At 74.3% G+C, this 17,105-nt stretch carries 12 protein-coding genes and 3 pseudogenes; 2 read left to right on the top strand and 13 right to left on the bottom strand.

Annotated features, from left to right (window positions below):
- Positions 1-40 precede the first annotated feature (40 nt).
- From ACIP5W_RS04760 to ACIP5W_RS04720, 9 genes and pseudogenes are all read right to left on the bottom strand, one after another.
- Positions 41-2,839 (bottom strand): hypothetical protein, encoded by a 2,799-nt coding sequence (locus tag ACIP5W_RS04760; RefSeq protein ID WP_401466702.1) that lies wholly within the window; start codon positions 2,837-2,839, stop codon positions 41-43.
- A complete protein-coding gene (locus ACIP5W_RS04755; RefSeq protein ID WP_401466700.1) occupies positions 2,836-3,948 on the bottom strand; it encodes an AAA family ATPase in 1,113 nt (370 codons plus the stop codon). Before ACIP5W_RS04755 ends, ACIP5W_RS04760 begins: the two co-directional genes overlap by 4 nt.
- 69 nt (positions 3,949-4,017) lie before the next feature.
- A complete protein-coding gene (locus ACIP5W_RS04750; protein WP_401466698.1) occupies positions 4,018-5,469 on the bottom strand; it encodes a VWA domain-containing protein in 1,452 nt (483 codons plus the stop codon).
- On the bottom strand, positions 5,466-6,842 hold the full coding sequence (locus tag ACIP5W_RS04745; protein WP_401466981.1) for a hypothetical protein: 1,377 nt from the start codon (positions 6,840-6,842) through the stop codon (positions 5,466-5,468). The genes ACIP5W_RS04750 and ACIP5W_RS04745 overlap by 4 nt, the downstream gene beginning before the upstream one ends.
- Before the next feature lie 75 nt (positions 6,843-6,917).
- Positions 6,918-7,379 (bottom strand): annotated as a pseudogene (locus tag ACIP5W_RS04740) (hypothetical protein); the annotation flags it as partial.
- 247 nt (positions 7,380-7,626) lie between these two features.
- Positions 7,627-8,112, bottom strand: a pseudogene (locus ACIP5W_RS04735) (flavin reductase family protein); the annotation flags it as partial.
- Between the two features lie 25 nt (positions 8,113-8,137).
- Positions 8,138-8,578, bottom strand: a complete 441-nt coding sequence (locus tag ACIP5W_RS04730; protein ID WP_366056408.1) for an Lrp/AsnC family transcriptional regulator — start codon at positions 8,576-8,578, stop codon at positions 8,138-8,140.
- Between the two features lie 51 nt (positions 8,579-8,629).
- Entirely contained in the window at positions 8,630-9,979 is a 1,350-nt protein-coding gene (locus ACIP5W_RS04725) for a transaminase (protein ID WP_401466693.1), read from the bottom strand.
- 196 nt (positions 9,980-10,175) lie between these two features.
- Complete coding sequence (locus tag ACIP5W_RS04720) at positions 10,176-10,931, bottom strand: anti-sigma factor antagonist (RefSeq protein WP_401466691.1); 756 nt, start codon at positions 10,929-10,931, stop codon at positions 10,176-10,178.
- Between the two features lie 722 nt (positions 10,932-11,653).
- Between ACIP5W_RS04720 and ACIP5W_RS04715 the strand changes: the two genes are divergently transcribed.
- Positions 11,654-13,201 carry an NlpC/P60 family protein gene (locus tag ACIP5W_RS04715; protein WP_401466688.1) on the top strand — a complete coding sequence of 516 codons (1,548 nt, stop codon included), beginning with the start codon at positions 11,654-11,656 and terminating at the stop codon, positions 13,199-13,201.
- Between the two features lie 38 nt (positions 13,202-13,239).
- On the opposite strand, the gene ACIP5W_RS04710 is transcribed toward ACIP5W_RS04715, so the two are convergent.
- The gene (locus tag ACIP5W_RS04710) at positions 13,240-13,413 is read right to left on the bottom strand and encodes a hypothetical protein (protein ID WP_401466685.1); all 174 of its coding nucleotides are present in this window, start codon (positions 13,411-13,413) and stop codon (positions 13,240-13,242) included.
- A gap of 239 nt (positions 13,414-13,652) precedes the next feature.
- On the opposite strand from ACIP5W_RS04710, the gene ACIP5W_RS04705 reads away from it, so the two are divergent.
- Positions 13,653-14,288 (top strand): class I SAM-dependent methyltransferase, encoded by a 636-nt coding sequence (locus tag ACIP5W_RS04705; protein ID WP_401466682.1) that lies wholly within the window; start codon positions 13,653-13,655, stop codon positions 14,286-14,288.
- A gap of 39 nt (positions 14,289-14,327) precedes the next feature.
- Here ACIP5W_RS04705 and ACIP5W_RS04700 read toward each other — a convergent pair whose 3' ends face one another.
- From ACIP5W_RS04700 to ACIP5W_RS04690, 3 genes and pseudogenes are all read right to left on the bottom strand, one after another.
- Positions 14,328-14,906 (bottom strand): phosphatase PAP2 family protein, encoded by a 579-nt coding sequence (locus tag ACIP5W_RS04700; RefSeq protein ID WP_401466679.1) that lies wholly within the window; start codon positions 14,904-14,906, stop codon positions 14,328-14,330.
- Positions 14,899-16,278, bottom strand: coding sequence for a diacylglycerol/lipid kinase family protein (locus tag ACIP5W_RS04695; RefSeq protein WP_401466676.1), 1,380 nt, complete (start codon positions 16,276-16,278; stop codon positions 14,899-14,901). Before ACIP5W_RS04695 ends, ACIP5W_RS04700 begins: the two co-directional genes overlap by 8 nt.
- Before the next feature lie 154 nt (positions 16,279-16,432).
- Positions 16,433-16,777, bottom strand: a pseudogene (locus ACIP5W_RS04690) (hypothetical protein); the annotation flags it as partial.
- Between the last annotated feature and the right edge of the window lie 328 nt (positions 16,778-17,105).

The following is a 17,105-nucleotide window of genomic DNA, read 5'->3' as shown; positions in this document are numbered from 1 at the left end:
TCCACTGCGACCTGAACGCGGTGGAACGGCCCGTCGCACGTCAGCCGGCCGCCAGCAGCGCCTCCAGCGCCGTCGCGGTCCCCGGGTGACCGGCGAGGAGCGCGGCCCCCCGCGGGGCGTCCGCCGCGGGAGCCTCCCAGCCGCCCTCGCAGCCGAGCAGCTCCGCCAGCGCGTCGCACGTCGCCGGACGCGCGGCGAGGAGGGCGACACCACGGGCCGCGCCGCCCGGCCGGCCCGTCGGGACGGCCACGGGCTCCTGCGGGGCGCGCCACGGCGGCACCCAGGAGTCCAGCTCCGCCAGCCGGGCCGGGAAGACGCGGCCCGCCTCACGGATCAGCAACGGGGCCAGCTCCGCGCCGCCCGCCCGCAGGCTGGTGATCAGCGTCGGCAGCCAGGGCAGCAGCACCGGGTCCGGGAGCCGCGCGAAGGCGTTCGACACCGCCTCGACGACGAAGTCGGCCAGCTGCGGCACCGGTTCCAGGGCGTGCACGAACCCGCTGAGATAGCGCGGGTAGGCGGGCACCACCAGGGGGTTGCCGAGCAGCTCGTCGCAGCGGGCCCGCAGCTCTGCCCGGGACAGCGTGCCGAGGTGGGTCTGCGCCGCCCACAGCAGTGCCGTACGGGACGGCTCCCCCGGATGGGACTGGGCGAGGGCCAGCTCCAGTTGGGTACGGTCGCAGCCCAGGGAGAGCGCGAGGCCCTCCATGCTGAACAGGAACCCCAGCATGGCCGCGACCTGCCGGACGGTGGCGTCCTCGTCGGTGAAAGCCGTCGGCAGCAGCGTGCAGTAGTGCGCGTAGCCGGTCTTGACGAAGGACTCGATCCACGGCGGCAGGACCGGCTCGCTCGTGCGGTAGTACGCCAGCAGGCGGCGCACGCGGCGCAGCACCTCGGGGGCGCCGTCCACGCTGCGCTCCGCCGCGAGGACCTCCAGGGCGCGGGTGCCCAGCTCGTCGGCGAGGCGGCGGCTGCGCAGGTGGAGGACGGCGTCCTCGACGGTCTCCAGGACCTGCGCCGCCGTCGCCTGCGGGGCGTACGCGGCGCGCCGCAGCCGCTGTTCCAGGACCTGCTCGATGCTGACGCCCTCGTAGCCGAGCTCGATGAGGGCGCGCTGATGGGTGCCGAGGGCCAGGTCCCAGGACTCCTGGATGGCGCGCTCCCCGAGACGCCGGTCGCCCATGATCGGCCGGGCGGCGCCCTGGGGGAGCAGCCGGCGCAGCATCCACAGCACGTCGGAGCAGCGCTCCAGTTCGGGCCGGGCGGCGATGTCGAGCAGGGCGCGCTGCACGCCGCGCTGCTGGAGCTTGAGGTTCAGCGGGGCGAGCCGGTCGTGGACGTCCCGGGCGAGGGGCGGCAGCGCGTCGTAGCCGACCTGGCCGATCCGGTCGCCGCCCATCATGATCTCGACGAGCCGGCCGATGTCGCGCCGCCCCGGTACGGTCTCCTTCTCGATGCAGGTGACGGCCGCGTCCTGGAAGTCGTACGGAGTCGGGCGGACCCGGTCGCGCATTCCGGCCAGCAGGATCGACGTCTCGAACACGGCGATGGCGTCGGCGGTGGAGGCGAGGTAGCCGTTGCGCCGCGCGGCCCGCACGATCTCCACCGACCAGCCGAGCAGTTCGGCCTCGTCCAGGGGGTCGAGGGCGGGCGGCCGCTGGAGGAACCCGGTGAGCCGGTCGGCCGGCGGGGCCTGGGCGGCGGGCGGCGCGGGCACCGCCGCCTTCCTCGGCCCGGTGCTCTTCTTCGTGCCGGCCTGTCCTTGCAGGCGGTACGGCCGTACACCGGTCCGCTTGAGGTTCTTGGCCCATTCCGACGCGGCGATGGACACGGATCCGGCGGCGAGGCCGAACTGTGCCTCGATCGCGGCGTGGCTGGAGGGGATGAGTCCGTGCCGCCAGGTGGTGGGGGTGGGCGGGGTGATGGTGAAGGTGTCGCTGCCCCGGACGCCGAACTCCTCGACGCGGCTCGCGGCGTGGAACGCGCCGCAGACGTAGAGGCAGTCGGCGGGGTCGGTGCCGGTGGCCGCGAGGTGCTCGCGCATCCGCGTCCACATGTACCGTTCGCGGTCCTCGTCGACCCGGACCCGGCGCTGGTCACCGGGTGCCAGGCGCCGGAAGAGGCTGCCGATGAGCAGCATGACCTGCCGGTAGGTGTCGTGGTCGCTGTCGCCGAGCGGCAGTTCGACGTACTGGTGCCACCACTCCGACCAGTGCCGCACCCGGCCGTGGCGCAGCAGGTGCTCCTCCAGTTCGGCGAAGCGGGGCCGCAGGTCGCCGATCTCGACGCCGACCGCGTCGCCGTGCAGGACGCTCTCCTCGTCGGCGGGCGGCGCGTCCGGGCCGGCGTCGGCGGCGGGCGGGGTCTCCCACTGGAACACGTGGTCCGAGGAGCGGTCGACGAGGACGAGCTCGACGCCCGGGGTGTCGAGGGCGTAGGCGATCGCCTGGTACTCGGCGGAGGCCTCGGTGACCGGGGCGACCACCGACAGCGGTGACCAGTCGGCGGGGAAGCCCTCCACCTCGGTCGCGAACGCCTGCACCGCCACCGGGAGGCGGCAGTTGCGCAGCTCGGTGAGGAGGGGCGCCATGTCCTCGCACAGCTCCAGGTAGACCACCTTCGGCTGCTTCTCGCGCAGCCGGCGGGCCATGGCGAGCGCCGAGGCCGGGGAGTGGTGGCAGACCGGGAAGATCTCCAGCGGCTCGTGCACGGCGCGCTCGACGTCGTCGACGATGCCGCGGAGGATGCCCTCCAGGGCGTCGGGCCCGTCGGCGAACGCGGTGGCCGCGTCCTGGAGCTGGGTGCGCAGGGCGCCGAACGCGCCCTCGGGCGGGGCGTTCACGACAGGGTCGCGATCGCGTCGCGGCCGCCCTCCAGGAACTCCGGCCAGGAGCCCCCTTCCTCCTTGCTGCGCGGCTCGACGACGCCGTGCAGGTACTTGTTGAGGATGGCGAGGTCCTCGGGTTCGCGGCGGGCGAGGGAGCCGACCAGGGAGGAGGCGAGGGTGCGTGCGGTCAGGGCGCGCTCGCCGAAGAAGTTGCTGTGCAGGACGGCGTCCTCCAGGACACCGATCTGCTCGGCGGTGGACAGCGCGGACTCCAGCTTCTCGTCGTCGCCGGCCGCCGCGGCGGAGGAGGCGCGCAGGTCGGCGAAGCTCTGCAGCAGCACGTCCAGCAGGGTGGGCGGGACGTCCAGTTCGATCTGGTGGCGGCGCAGCAGTTCCTCGGTGCGGAAGCGGACGATCTCCGCCTCGCTCTTCTTGTTCGTCACGACGGGTATGCGGACGAAGTTGAAGCGACGCTTGAGGGCCGAGGACAGGTCGTTGACGCCCCGGTCGCGGCTGTTGGCGGTGGCGATGACGGAGAAGCCCGGCTTGGCGAACACGATGCTGTCGCTGTCGAGTTCGGGGACCGAGATGTACTTCTCGGACAGGATGGAGATCAGGGCGTCCTGGACGTCGCTGGTGGAGCGGGTGAGTTCCTCGAACCGGCCGATCGTGCCGGTCTCCATCGCGGTCATGATCGGCGAGGGGATCATCGATTCGCGGGACTGGCCCTTGGCGATGACCATGGACACGTTCCACGAGTACTTGATGTGGTCCTCGGTGGTGCCGGCCGTGCCCTGGACGACCTGGGTGGAGTTGCGGCAGACGGCGGCGGCGAGCAGCTCGGCCAGCCAGCTCTTGCCGGTGCCGGGATCGCCGATGAGCAGCAGACCGCGGTCGGAGGCGAGGGTGACGATGGCCCGCTCGACGATGCTGCGGTCGCCGAACCACTTCTGGGAGACGTCCCGGTCGAGGCCGTCCGCCCGCTCGGAGCCGAGGACGAACAGCCGGACCATCCTGGGCGACAGCCGCCAGGAGAACGGCTTGGGACCGTCGTCCACCGACTCCAGCCAGTCCAGTTCCTCGGCGTACTTGATCTCGGCGGGGGCGCGCAACAGGTCGGACATCGACGGGCCTTTCTGCGGAAGGTCGAGAGGGAGGAGAGAGGGAGGAGAGAGAGGGGCGGAGCGGGCGTCTCAGGTGAGGAACGTCTTCAGCTCGTGCACGAGCTTGCGGATGTGACCGGAGAGCACGGGTGTGCCGAGGTCCTTGAAGCGTTCCCGGAACCAGGGGTTGACGCTGCCGCGGCCGGAGCTGGTCACCGAGCCGACGGGGATGAACTTGACCCCTGAGCGGTGCAGGGCGGCCATGCTGTCGTAGAGGGGCTCGCCGCGCCACTCGTAGAAGTCGGAGATCCACACCACGACGGTGTTGCGCGGCTCGGCGATCTTCGGCTGGGCCAGGGCCATGGCGACGGTGCCGTCGGTGCCGCCGCCGAGGTTGGTGCGCAGGAGCGTCTCGAAGGGGTCGTGCACCCAGGGCGTCAGGTCGAGCGCCTGGGTGTCGTACGCGATGAGGTGGACGTCGACCTTCGGCAGTCCGGCGAAGATCGAGGCCAGGATGGTGCAGTTGACCATGGAGTCGACCATCGAGCCGGACTGGTCCACCACGACGACGAGCCGCTGCGGTGTCGTCCTGCGGGCGGTGTGCCGGTAGTAGAGGCGGTCGACGTAGAGCCGCTCCTCCTCGGGGCTGTAGTTGGTGAGGTTCTTCCAGATGGTGCGGTCGAGGTCGAGGTTGCGGAACACCCGCTTCGGCGGGACGGACCGGTCGACGGCGCCGACCGTGGTCTTCTCGACCTGGGTGCGCAGCACTTCGGCGACCTCGTCGACGAACCGGCGGATCAGCGCCTTGGCGTTGGCGAGGGCGACTCCGGACAGGTTGTTCTTGTCCCGCAGCAGTTGCTCGATCAGCGACATGCTCGGGGTGAGCCGGGCGGCGAGCGCGGGATCGGCGAGCACCTCGCGCAGGTGCATCCGCTTGACCAGGTCGCCTTCGAGGGCACCGAGTTCGGGTCCGATCTGAGGGATCAGCCGGCTCAGGTCGGGGGTCCGGCCGTTGCCGCCCGAGCCGGACGGGCCGGCGCCGCGGCCGCCGGCCCGTCCGCCGCGCAGGTCGCCGGGCGAGCAGCCGAGCGCCCGTTCCAGCCAGCCGGCGTCGGACTGCCAGCGCGCCAGTCGACCGGCGCTGACGGCTCCGGTGCCGGTGGCGAAGACGTTGAGCAGCACCTTGGAGACGAGGGCCGCGCGCCGTACCTCGGCCGGACGGTCACGCGTGTCGTCGGCATCGGGGCCGGCGGTCGGGTCGGCGTCGGGTTCGGGGACCATCAGGCCGTCGAACTCGGCGGCCAGCTCCGGGTGGCGCTGCACGATGGAGTCGACGGAGGCTCCCGGGTCCAGCAGCGCGGGCGGCAGGCCGATGTCCTCGACGACGGCGAGGCTCGCGGACTCCAGCGCGGCCTGCTCCTCCGGGTCGAAGAGGCGGGCCAGGAGACGCCAGTAGAGGACCTGCCGGCGGTTGTCGTGGGGGTCGTGGGGGGCGGCCTCGGTCTCGGCCGGGTGCTGGACGGCGGTCTCGGGCTCGGTCATTTGCGCAGCAGCCTTCCCGCCCGCTCCCGCAGGACGGTCACGGCGTCCGTGGCGGCCTTCTCGGCCTTGGCGCCGGTCTTGTCGGTGGTGCCGCCCGCCCAGGCGCCCGCCTGGAGGGCGGCGGTCTTCCTGCGCACCGTGGTCTCGACGGCGAGCGGCTGGAGGTGGAACGCGCCGTCGTCCCAGCGCAGCAGGCCGATGCAGGCGCTGGAGGCGGCCACCGCCGCGGGGGTGAGGGGGCCGGCGGCGGGGATGCGGTCGGTGTCCACGGCCAGGGAGTGTCCGGCGAAGCCGAGGGCGAGCGTGAAGTCGTCGTCCTGCCGGACCTCGTAGCCCTCCAGGAACACCGGTTCGGCCAGGCGTGCGGGGTGGCGGTCCAGCGGTGCGGTGGGCGGTGCCGTGGCGGCCGGGAGGGCGACGCGGGCGGCGGCGAAGGCGTCGGCGGGTTCGCCCGCGCGGGCCCGGTCGTCGTCCCAGATCAGGTCGCCGTCCTCGGTGAGGGGCATGTCGGTGAGCTGCATGGAGCGGCCTTCGCCGAGGGCGGTGAGCAGCGCCAGGTGGGGTCGCAGGAGCTGCCAGACGCCGGCCGCGACGACGGTGTCCGGCTTGGGCACGGAGACACTCGCGCGCACCAGGCGGGCCGGGCCGCCGTCCGCGGGCTCGAACACCGCGTGGACCTGCGCCTGGGCGGCCGTCGCGTGTTCGTGCAGGTCGACGCCGAGGGGAAGCAGCCGGCCGGTGGCGGGGGCGGCCGGCGCCGGTTCGGTGGCGCCGGGCCGGGTCAGCAGCAGGGCGCGCGCCCACAGGTCGCCCCAGCGGCGGGCGGGGAAGCGGTCCAGGGCGGCGCCGGGGCAGGAGGCGGCGAGTTCGGCGGCGAAGCCGTCGAGCAGGGTGGCCAGCCGGCGCAGTGCGGGGTCGGGCAGCATGGCGGAGACGATCTGCGCGGCCGAGCCGACGAGTTCGTGGTCGATGCCCTGCCAGCCGGCGCGGGCCAGGTCGGCGAGCCAGGTCCGGGCGGCCAGCAGCAGGTTGACGGTCTGTCGCGGAGCCGGGATGGTCGCCGCGGTCTCGCCACGGGTACGGCCGGTGCTCTCGTCGGCGCGGGCCGTCAGGGCGTCGTGGGCGGCGCCCAGGAGGGCGGTGCGGGCGGCGGCGAGGGCGACGAGGTGGTCCTCGCCCGCGGCTCCCGCAGCCGCCTTCTCGACGGCTTCCGCGACCCGGGCGGCCAGCGGCGAGCCGGCCACGGCGTGGGCGAGTTCCGTCAGGTCGGCGACGCGGGCGGGCTGCGGGCGGAGCAGGCCCGCGACGAGGACCCGGTCGAAGGCGTCGACCGCCGCCAGCGCCTCGTCGAGTCCGTCGACGGGGGCGGTCAGCGGGTGCGCGGACCCCGCTCCGGTTTCCGTGACGGGCTCGGCGGCGCGCGCGGGCGCTCCGGGGGCGTCCGCCGTCCTGGTCGGCGGGAACCACTGCATCTCGGGCAGCGGGGCCGTGGTGGGCGCGAGTTCGAGGTAGGCGAGGTGCCGCAGGAAGCGGCTGAAGACGGAGGCCGCCGAGGTCTTGCCGTCGGCCGGGGCGGGCCGGGCGGCGGTCATGGCGTCGGTGATGCCGGGGGCCGTCGCCTCCCCGCCGGCCGGCTCGACGCGCAGGTAGCGGGCGACGCGCTCGGCGCCGTACTGCAGGACGGCCTCGGTGACCAGGGCGCGGATGTGGTTGCAGTACGAGCCGCGCGCACCGCCGCAGGGGCGGTTGTTGTTGGTGCTGCACGCGAACGCGTACGTCCCCGCGGCCACCGACGAGACGTACACGCGCTCGATGTCCGAGCCGCTGGAGACGACGCCCTGGAGGCGTCCGTCGGCCAGTTCGACGAAGGGGACCTTGGCGAGTTTGCGGGGCCGCGCGGGCGGCACCACGCGGGCCGTGCTCGACCTCTCCCAGTCCGACACGCACCATCTCCTTTGCAGCACGAAACCCGGTCGCGCCGAGTCGGCGCAGCACAGGGGGGCTGTCGCACCGGAGTCGGTGCGACAAGAACGAAGCTACCGGTGACCACTGACAACGCCCCTCGGTCACCTGTGCGGAACGGCTCCGGCACCCGCCGCCGGACCGGCGGGTGGCCGGGACCCGGCACGACGCCGGGCGCCCGCGGCCGGCGCGGGATCAGGTCCGGGGCCGGTCGCGGCAGGGGACGCGGGCGAGTTCACCGGCCTCGCCGACGGTGCTCCACTCGCCGCCGGGCCGGGCCGGTGGCCGCGGCCTGCGGGTGTCGGGCCGGCCGTCGACGACGGCGTCCTCGTGCACGGCGGCGTGCACGACCCGGCCGAGGACCAGGGTGGAGCTGCCGATGCCCGGGGTGGAGTGGAGCCGGCATTCGAGCGCCACCGGAGAGGCGGCCACGCGGGGCGGCGCCACGAGCGGCGAGGGCTCCCGTTCGATGCCGACGCCGTCGAACTCGTCCGCCTCCGCGGGGAAGTCGACCGCGCCGGCGTTGATCTGCCCGGGGAGCGGTTCGGGGGCGAGGCCGACGGCGAACTCGCCGGTGGCCTCGATGGTGCGCGGCGAGTCCTTGCGGCCCACGGAGGTGAACGGGACGATCGGCGGGTCGGTGCGGGCGACGGTGAAGAAGGAGTGCGGTGCGAGGTTCGCGGTGCTGCCGCCTGCCGCCCCGGCCTCAGCCGACGTCCCAGAGGAAACGGTGGGTGTGGATGGCGAAGTAGGGGAACGACTGGACGGCGGCGACGCCTTCGAGCTGCCGGACGGTGTCGTTGACGAAGTCCAGCAGTTCCTTGGCGGTGGGACTGACGACCTCGGCGAAGAGGTCGAACCCGCCCGAGGTGAGCACGGAGTAGACGACCTCGGGGTGGCCGGCGAGCGCGTCGGCGACGGGCCGCGGGTCGCCGTCGGCGGTGATGCCGAGGAGGGCCATGGCCTGCCCTCCCATGGCCATCGGGTCGGTGACGCCGACGACCTGGACGGCGCGGGAGTCCAGCAGGCGTTGCAGTCGCTGCCGGGCCGCGGACGCGGAGAGTCCGACCCTGGGGCCGAGGTCGGCGTACGCGATGCGTCCGTCGGTCTGCAGTTCGCGCAGGATGGCCCGGTCGATCTCGTCCATGGGGTGCGTCCTCTTCCCGTCCTGTTCCTGTCCTGCCGTCGGTGGGGTTGGTCAGCCGGCCAGTTCGGCCAGGGCCGACGCGAACAGCTCGGTGTGCGTGTCCACGTCCTGCTCCGTCGTGTCGGGGCACATCAGGGCCATGTTGTGGAACGGGGTGAGCAGGACGCCCCGGTTGGCGAGGTAGAGGTGCAGGAAGTCCTCCAGCTCGGTGTCGCCGGCCGCCGCGGCCTCGGTGCCGGTGCGGGGCGCCGGGGCGGTGAAGCGGTACTCGGTGCGGGCGCCGAGGCGGCTGACGGACCAGGGCAGGCCGTGGGCTTCGATGCCGGCCCGGACTCCGGCCTCGAAGCGCTCGGACAGCTTGTGCATGTGGGTGAACGCCTCGTCGGTGAGGACGTGTTCGAGGGTGGCGCGGGTCGCGGCGACCGACAGGGCGTTGCCCGCGAGGGTGCCGCCGACGCCGCCCATGTCGACGAGGTCGAGGTCGTCGCGGCCGAGGAGCCGGTCGGCGAGGTCGGCGGACAGGCCGTAGGCGCCCGCCGGGATGCCGCCGCCGATGGCCTTGCCGATGGTCAGGACGTCGGGCTCCAGGTCCCAGGCGGCGGTGCAGCCGCCGGGCCCGGCGGAGAAGGTGTGCGTCTCGTCGTTGATGAGGAGCGCGCCGTGCCGGCGGGTCAGTTCGCGTACGCCCGCGAGATAGCCGGGCTCGGGCAGGACGATGCCGATGTTGGTGAGCGCGGGCTCCATGAGGACGGCGGCCACGTCGCCGTGGGCGAGTTCGCGCTCGAGGTGTTCCAGGTCGTTGAACTCGGCGGCCCGGCTGGTGAGGGTGACGTCGCAGGGCGCTCCGACGTTGCCGGGGCGGGCGTGGCCGTTGCCGTCGGGGCCCGTCACGATCAGGGACTCGTCGACGCTGCCGTGGTAGCAGTAGCTGTTCACCAGGATCTTCGGGCGGTCGGTGACGGCGCGGGCGAGACGGATGGCCCAGCGGTTGGCGTCGGTCGCGGTGAGCGAGAAGCTCCAGCGGGTGAGTCCGAAGCGGCGGGTCAGCTCCGCGCCCACCCATTCCGCGTCCTGTGTGGGCAGCATCGCGGTCGCGCCGCCGAGCGCGGTGAAGCGCCGGTGCACGGCGTCGGCGACGGCGGCGGGAGAGTGGCCCGCCATGGCCCCGGTGTCCCCGAGGCAGAAGTCGATGTACTCGTGCCCGTCGAGGTCGCGGACGCGGGCGCCGCGCGCGGAGTCCAGATACCGGGGGAAGGCGCCGGCCGTCTTGTTCATCCAGGTCATCGGCACGCGTCCGAAGAGGTGGTCGGCGCGGTCGTAGGCGTCCCGGGAGCGGGGGTTGTGCCGCTCGGCGTCCGCGCTCTCACGGGCCAGCAGGTGACGCAGTCGGGCACGGTCCATGGCACACCCCGGATCGACGGAACGAGTGAATACCGGGAACCTACGACCGAAAACGAGAGAAAGGCAAGGCTCGGCGATCGATTCGACGGTCGTTGCGCTCGAATCGGTTGTCGACGCGGCCGTCACCTGCGGGCCGGGTGTCGGCGCGACCGCCACGCTCCCCGGGCCCGGCGCCGATGCGCCCGCACCGCGCGGGTCAACCGTCGACGCGGTCGGCCCTCTCCCCCACCGGGGACGCGGAGCGGACCCGGGCGACGGCCGCCGCCACCTGTTCCCGGACGGCCTCCGGCGGCGGGTCCCCCTCCACGGCGCCGACGAGGTCGCGGGCGAGGTGGTGCAGTTTGGTGTTGGTGCGCTGGGAGGCGTCGACCAGCACCCGCCAGGCGTCCTGCGCGCTCAGGGCGAACGAGGCCATGAGGATGCCGCGGGCGAGGTCGATCACCGGGCGGGTCCGCATGGCCCGCCGCAGCTGGACGACCTCGACGCGCAGGTCCTGCTCGCCGTCGGGGCCCTGCGGCGGGCCGGGGTCGAGCGCGTCGTCCGCGGGGCGGGGATCGGGGCCGGCGTCGGTGAACAGCTGCGCCGTGCCGGTCAGTTCGAGGAGCCGTTCCACCGCCGGTGCGGCCGAGCGGATGACGACCCTCTTGCCCTGCCGCAGGCCCCGCTCGCGCAGTTCGAGCAGCACGTTCAGGGCGGCGCAGTCACAGAACACGACAGCGCCGAGATCCAGTTCCACGGCGCCGGCCGCGGCGGCCAGCGCCGCCCGCAGGGCGTGTTCGAGCTGCTCGGTGGCGTCCAGGTCGAGCTCGCCGCGGATCTCGACGGCCACCCGGTCACCCCGCGCGTGCAGGGAGACCCAGGGCACCGGGCGGATGTGCGGCGTGCCGCCCACCCCGGCCCTCGGGCCGCCCTCTCCCGCGCCGCGCTCCGTGTCGTACGCAGGCTCTGCCATGACCGCCCCCCCGGTCACCGTCCTCACCCTCCCAGATTCACTCCGGTACCCGTGATACGTCAACTGATACACGAAATCTTATTCATGCTTTTGTGTACGTGAATCCTCGGTCGTACGATTGCGCCACGGAAGGAGCACCCGCGCCGCACCCCGGACGGACGCTCCCGACGAACCACGCCCGCGCGCCGGCGGTCATCGCGGACAACCCGACAGCCCGGATCCGCGACATCGCCGCGCGCCGCCGGCCGGGGCGGGACCGACGGTGGCGGCACCGCTCCCCCCGCTCGTCCAGGACGAGGCGCACCGCACCCGCGATCCCGGACCGGACACCGGCGGGACGCGACCGGGCCGGATCGCCACGGCCACGCACACCGGTCACCGCGGACGGTCAACTCGGTCGAAGCCAAACGCCGTTCCGGCAAAGAGAGACCAAGGTCACGAATACGTATCGGACATTTGACCCTTGAATCTTCACACCAGCCACACAAGTTGGCTAGGTTGACGCAAGGCCGCACGACCGACTCCGGCGAACCCCGCCGGCCGCGCGGCCTCCGCCGAGTCCGGGGCCCCACGTGCCGCGGCCGGAGCCGGGACCGTTCACCCGCGGGGTGAGACGCCCGACCGCCCGACGGGGCGGCGAGCACGGGAGCACCCTGCCGCAAGGGCCGTTCCCGGACCCACCGGCCACTCGCCCGGCGGAGCACGGAAGGAGTACGTCTTCCATGGCGACGGATCGCACCGCGCTCCCGACGGGCACAGGTTCCGCACGCATCGAGGACGCCGGCGCGCCGAGCCGTGCGGAGGTCCAGCAGCGGGTCAGCGCCCTGTACGACCGGGCCGAGACCGACACCGGGACCTTCAACGCCACCCGCGCCAGGTCGGGCGGGGGCGGCCGCCGGACCGTCACCTCCGTCGCCAACAGCGGGCGGCCGGCATCCGATCCCTCGCTGGAGGCCGTGACCCGGCAGTGGTTCGACATGGCGCGCGGCCGGATCGGACCGACCACCCCCGCCACCCTGCCCGCCGACCGTCTGCCGGACCGGCCGGCGCCCGTACCGCACCCGCGGAGCGCACCGGAACTGCCGCCCGGCGGCGTTGCGCGGGAGCTGGAGGCGGGCGGCCGGCTCGAACTGGAGGCGGGCGGCCGACGCGCACCGGAGCCGGCCGGGCGGACCGCGGCCGCACTGCCGGCGGCCCCCGGCGCTCCGTCGCAGGCGCCCGGGGCGCTGCCGCCCGTCCCGGCGGCTTCCGCACCCTCCCCCGCCCCGGCCGCCCCGCAGGCGTCCCTGCGCAGCGGCAAGGAGACCGTCCGGCAAAAGCTCACCGTCGCCCGCGAGGTGCTGGCCCGCGCCGTCCCGCAGCCGGTGCCGCCGCTCCCCGCGATCGAGTCGCGGCCGGTCGAGCAGACCTGGGAGACCGGGCAGTGGCAGGCCTACCGACCCGGGACGGACACCTGGGCGGGACAGCGGACCGACACCGGAAACGGCACCCTCACGGCGACCGGCCGCAACGCCGTCGTCCGCCCCGCCGAGACCGGCCCGCCCGTGCCCGCCGCGGAGTCGGGGACGCCCGCGTACGGCTTCCCCGCCCCCGCCTCGGGCTTCGCCGTGCCCCAGCCTCCGCTGGCGGCGCCCCCGAACGTCTTCCCGGAGCCCGAGACGGGCCTCCTGGCTGCCAGTTACGGCGATCTCCTGGCCCCCGCTCCCGGACAGCCGGCCGCGGTCGCCCCGCCCCCGCCGGTCCAGGCCACGCTTCCGGCACCGGAACCGGTGCTCACCGGCGCCGGGTTCACCCTCCCCGCCCCCGAAATCGGTCTCCCGCTGCCCGAGTTCACCCTCCCGACCGCACCGGTGGCCGCACCCGCCCCGTCCTTCCTCGACGTCACCACCCACGCGACCGGGACCGGGTACGTCGGCAAGGCGGACAAGGCCATCGCCTTCGCCCGCGCCCAGATCGGCAGGCCGTGCGTGACGGGTGCCACGGGGCCGGAGTCGTACGACTGCTCCAGCCTCACCCAGGCCGCCTGGCGGGCCGCGGGGGTGACGCTGCCGCGCACGGCGCTCGACCAGGCCCGGGCCTTCACCCGGGTCGCCCTGGACGACCTGCGCCCCGGCGACCTGGTCTTCTTCCACGACGACCTGAGCCACACCGGTCTGTGCACGGGCAACGGCATGATGATCCACGCCCCGGGCCCCGGCGCGGCCATCCGCGAGGACTCGGTCCACGCTCTCGGCGAAGGCGCCCTGCGCGGAGCGGTGAGACCTGCCTGATCCCGCTCCGCCCGGTCACCCGGTGTGACGAGAATCGCTCACCGCACGCCGGAGTTCGCCCGCATCTGCTGCCGGCGAGCGTTGTTGTAGACGCGCAGGAGGTGCTTCGAGACCGCGCACGGCACGGCGTCGTAGTGACACTGCCGACACGTGCGGGCATGGTCCTCGTAGGTGGCAAGGGCTTGCTGCAGAGCGTCCTCGGGCGAGGTCATCGGGGGTCCTCCGAAGGGAACGACGGTCGCGGGGCCCCACCTACCGGCCAGTAGCCCCCTCTCGAAAACAAGAGTGGATCATGTTACTGACGGTAGCGGAAACTCGGATTCCGCCCACTTGCGGAAACCGGCCACGGCGCATCCGGCCCGCCCCTACACTGAGGCGCCGCGCCCCTACTCTGAGGCGCCGTCAGGGCCGCGCGGGCGCGGGGCCCGCCCCACCACGAGGGGAGGCCGGCGTGACCGGCGAGGACGGGAAGCGACGCGCGGCGGCGGTGTTCGACGCGCTCGGGTCCGGGTACGAGAAGGCCTTCGCCCACTCCGAGGGGCATCACGGATCGCTGCGGTGGCTGCTCGGACGGCTCGCTCCGGGCAGCCGGGTGCTGGACGTGGGCAGCGGGACGGGCCGGCCGACGGCCGAGACCCTGGTGGACGCCGGGCACGACGTGCTGGGCGTCGACGTCTCCCCCGTCATGGTCGGCCTCGCCGCCCGGCAGGTCCCCGGAGCGGCATTCCGGTGCGTCGACGTACGGGAACTGCCCCTGGAAGATGGCTCGTTCCACGCGGTCTGCGTCTACTTCTCCCTGCTCCAGATGGACCGCGCCCAGCAGCGCGCTCTGGTCGGCCGGCTGGCACGGGCCCTGGTGCCGGGCGGCAGCCTCGTCCTCGCCACGGTGCCGCTGGACGTGGAGGGCGTGGAGGCGGTGTTCATGGGGCAGCCGGTGCGGGTCACCAGCTTCGCCCGCGACGACCTCGTCGAGATGGTGCGGGACGCGGGGCTGACGGTGCTGGCCGAGGAGAACCTGCTGTTCACCCCCGACCACCCCGAGGCCGTACCCGAGCCGCACGTCTTCCTGCACTGCGGAAGGGAGTAGCCGCCTCCGTCGCCCGCCCGCCCGGCCGGGCCGCCGCCCTCAGCCGTCCAGCCGGGCCGCCGTCCCCAGCACCACGGCCGCCGCCCCCGTCCCGAGGAGCGCGCCGGCCACGACGTCGCCCGGGTAGTGCACCCCGGTGTGGACGCGCGAGTAACCCACCGCGCAGGCGAGCAGGCCCAGCGGGACGGCGGCGACCGGGAACGCCTGGCCGACGGCGGCCGCGAAGGCGACCGCCGACGCCGTGTGACCGGACGGGAACGAGGCGGAGTCCGGCATCGGCACGTGCCGCCCCGGGAACGGCGAGTCGACGGCGCGGTGCGGGCGCGGACGGCGGACGAGTCGCTTGCCGAGCAGGTTGGCGCTCGCCGAGGCGACCCCGATGGCCGCGACGCCCAGGGCAGCGGCGCGCCGGGCCCGGCCGCCGCTCAGGGCGAGCCCACCGGCGATCACGAAGGACAGTTTCGAGTGGTCCGACGCGGCGGACAGCCGGCGCAGCGCGGTGTCCAGGGTGGGCGTCCTGGTCACCGTGACGGTCTCGTAGAGGGCCTGGTCGAGGGTGGCGAGGTCGCGCACCAGATGCGGTGTGCGGCTGCGCGGCTCGGTTCGGCGGTCAGACATCGTGCGTCTCCTGGATCGTGCGGGTGTCGGTGCGGCCGAGTGCGAGGGCGACGATGCGCCGCCAGTCGACGGCGGGGGGTGCGTAGGGGGCGCCCGGACGGTGGCGGGGCACCCGCACCCGGAGCGCGCCGGGCCGCAGCGTGCACACGACCGGGACGGGCAGGTCGAGCGCCTCGCCGTCGACGGCCACCGGGACGTGCCCCCCGGGCGCCTCCACGGTGACCCGGCGGGACGTCACGGACGTGATGCCGCTGGCGCGTTCGCCGAGCAGGACCAGCTCGGCGGCCTGCCCCGGCCCCTCCACGCGGACGCCGATGACGCCGAGCCGGCCGGTGTCCAGGCGGGGGCGGCGGCCCCCGCCGAGCGGGTCGGCGCGGGCATAGGGGTTGTTGCTGACCAGGAGTGCCTGCGGGGCGTGCAGCCGGGTGTCGTCGGTGTGCACGTCGAGGATGGCGCCGGCCTCGCCCGCGAGGAGGTCCGGCAGGTGCTCCAGGAAGGTGGCGGCCTTGGCGTCGCGGTACTCCGGGCTCTGCACGATCTCCGCGTACGCCCCGAACGACACGGTGTTGACGAACGGCCGGCCGTCGACGTCGCCGAGGTCGACGCGGAGCTCCACGCCGTCGGTCAGGGCGTCGAGGCTGCGCACGGGGTCGGCGCGGTCCAGGCCCAGGTCCATGGCGAAGTGGTTGCGGGTGCCGGCGGCGATGACCAGGAAGGGCAGTCCGTGGTCGGCGGCCACGGCCGCGACGAGCGCCTGGGTGCCGTCGCCGCCCGCGACCCCGAGCAGGTCGGCGCCGTCGGCCACGGCCTGCCGGGCCACCCGGGCGGGGTCGGGATAGTTGTCCGGGCCGAGCACGATCACCCGGGCGCCCAGTGCCTCGGCCCGCTTGACCAGGTCGAACCGCTCGACCTTGCCGCCGCCCGAGCGCACGTTCATCAGCAGCACCGGGCGCTTCGGGGGCGGGGTCCTACGGGTGTGCATGCCGCGCGGGCGGCGCAGGTTGCGCAGCGCGGAGCGGGCCGAGGCGAGGGCCGCCGTCCACAGGGCGAGCGCGCCGGCGGCCACGGTCCACAGCCCGGACGCGGCGTACAGCACCAGCACGGCCACGGGTGCGGCCACGGCCAGCGACGCGCCCACCAGCCGGGCCGCGCCGCGGTGTGCCAGCATCCACCAGATGCCGGCCCCGGCGAGGGCGAGACCGGCGAACCCGGTGAGCAGGATCAGCCAGCCGCCGGAGTCGAAGCCCGAGAGGACGACGGCCACGCAGCCGGCGAGCAGGACCAGGGCCAGTCTCGCCCAGCCGCGGGCGCGGCCGATCCCCCCGGAGGGCCGGCCCGTGTCCGTCGTCCTCTTCGCGCTCGTCTCGTTCACCCTGCGCCCGCCATACTCCGAGGTCCCCCTGTTCCACGTGGCCCGCGCCATCGTGCCGCCGTCCGCTCCGGATGTCCGCACCCGGGCCTCGGACCGCCTCCTGCGTCCATCGTGGGGACGGCGGGGCGGCTCGGCATCCCGGGCGGGCGCCGGGTCAATTGTCCATGCCGCAGCAGCCGCTCGTGCCGGGGGCCCCGGACGCGGTGTCGAGACGGCAGAAGCAGGACGTCGCGACGGGTACGTCCGTCAGCGCGTCCGCGAACTTCAGCTGCTGGGCCACGATCCGCGCCTCGCCCTCCTTGCCCAGCCGGACGAGGCATTCGTGCAGTCCGTGCAGGGACCAGATGTTGCCCGGGTGCTGGGAGGACCGGGGCAGCGAGTCGTCGAGGCCCAGGTCGGCCCGGTAGACCGCCTCCGCCTCGGCGATCCGGCCCTGTTCGAGCAGCAGGGCGCCGTACGCGTGCCGGGTGGGCTGCATCCAGCCCCAGGGTTTGTTGTAGTTGGGGCCGAGCGCGTAGGCGATCCCCCAGTGGGCCGTCGCGCAGTCGGGGTCGGCGCGGGCCGCGGTCTCGAAGCAGGCGACGGCCTCCTCGTGGTGGAAGGCGTACGACCAGATGAGGCCGCGGTCGAACCAGCGCTGGGCCTCGGCGGAGGAGGTGGTGACCGTGCGGTGGTGGTCGCCGAGGTCGTAGTACTCCGGGTACTCCGGCCCGGTGTCCGTGGTCGTGTTTCCGTCCTGCATGGGGCTCCCCTCGTCGCGCGGCCGCCCCGCCGGCCCGGGGCCGGCGCCGCTCGGAGCGACCCGTGCGGTCACTCCGAGCGACATA

The organism is Streptomyces sp. NPDC088766 (genome assembly GCF_044750845.1).
GTDB lineage: Bacteria > Actinomycetota > Actinomycetes > Streptomycetales > Streptomycetaceae > Streptomyces.
This window is presented reverse-complemented; position numbering and strand designations above follow the sequence as displayed.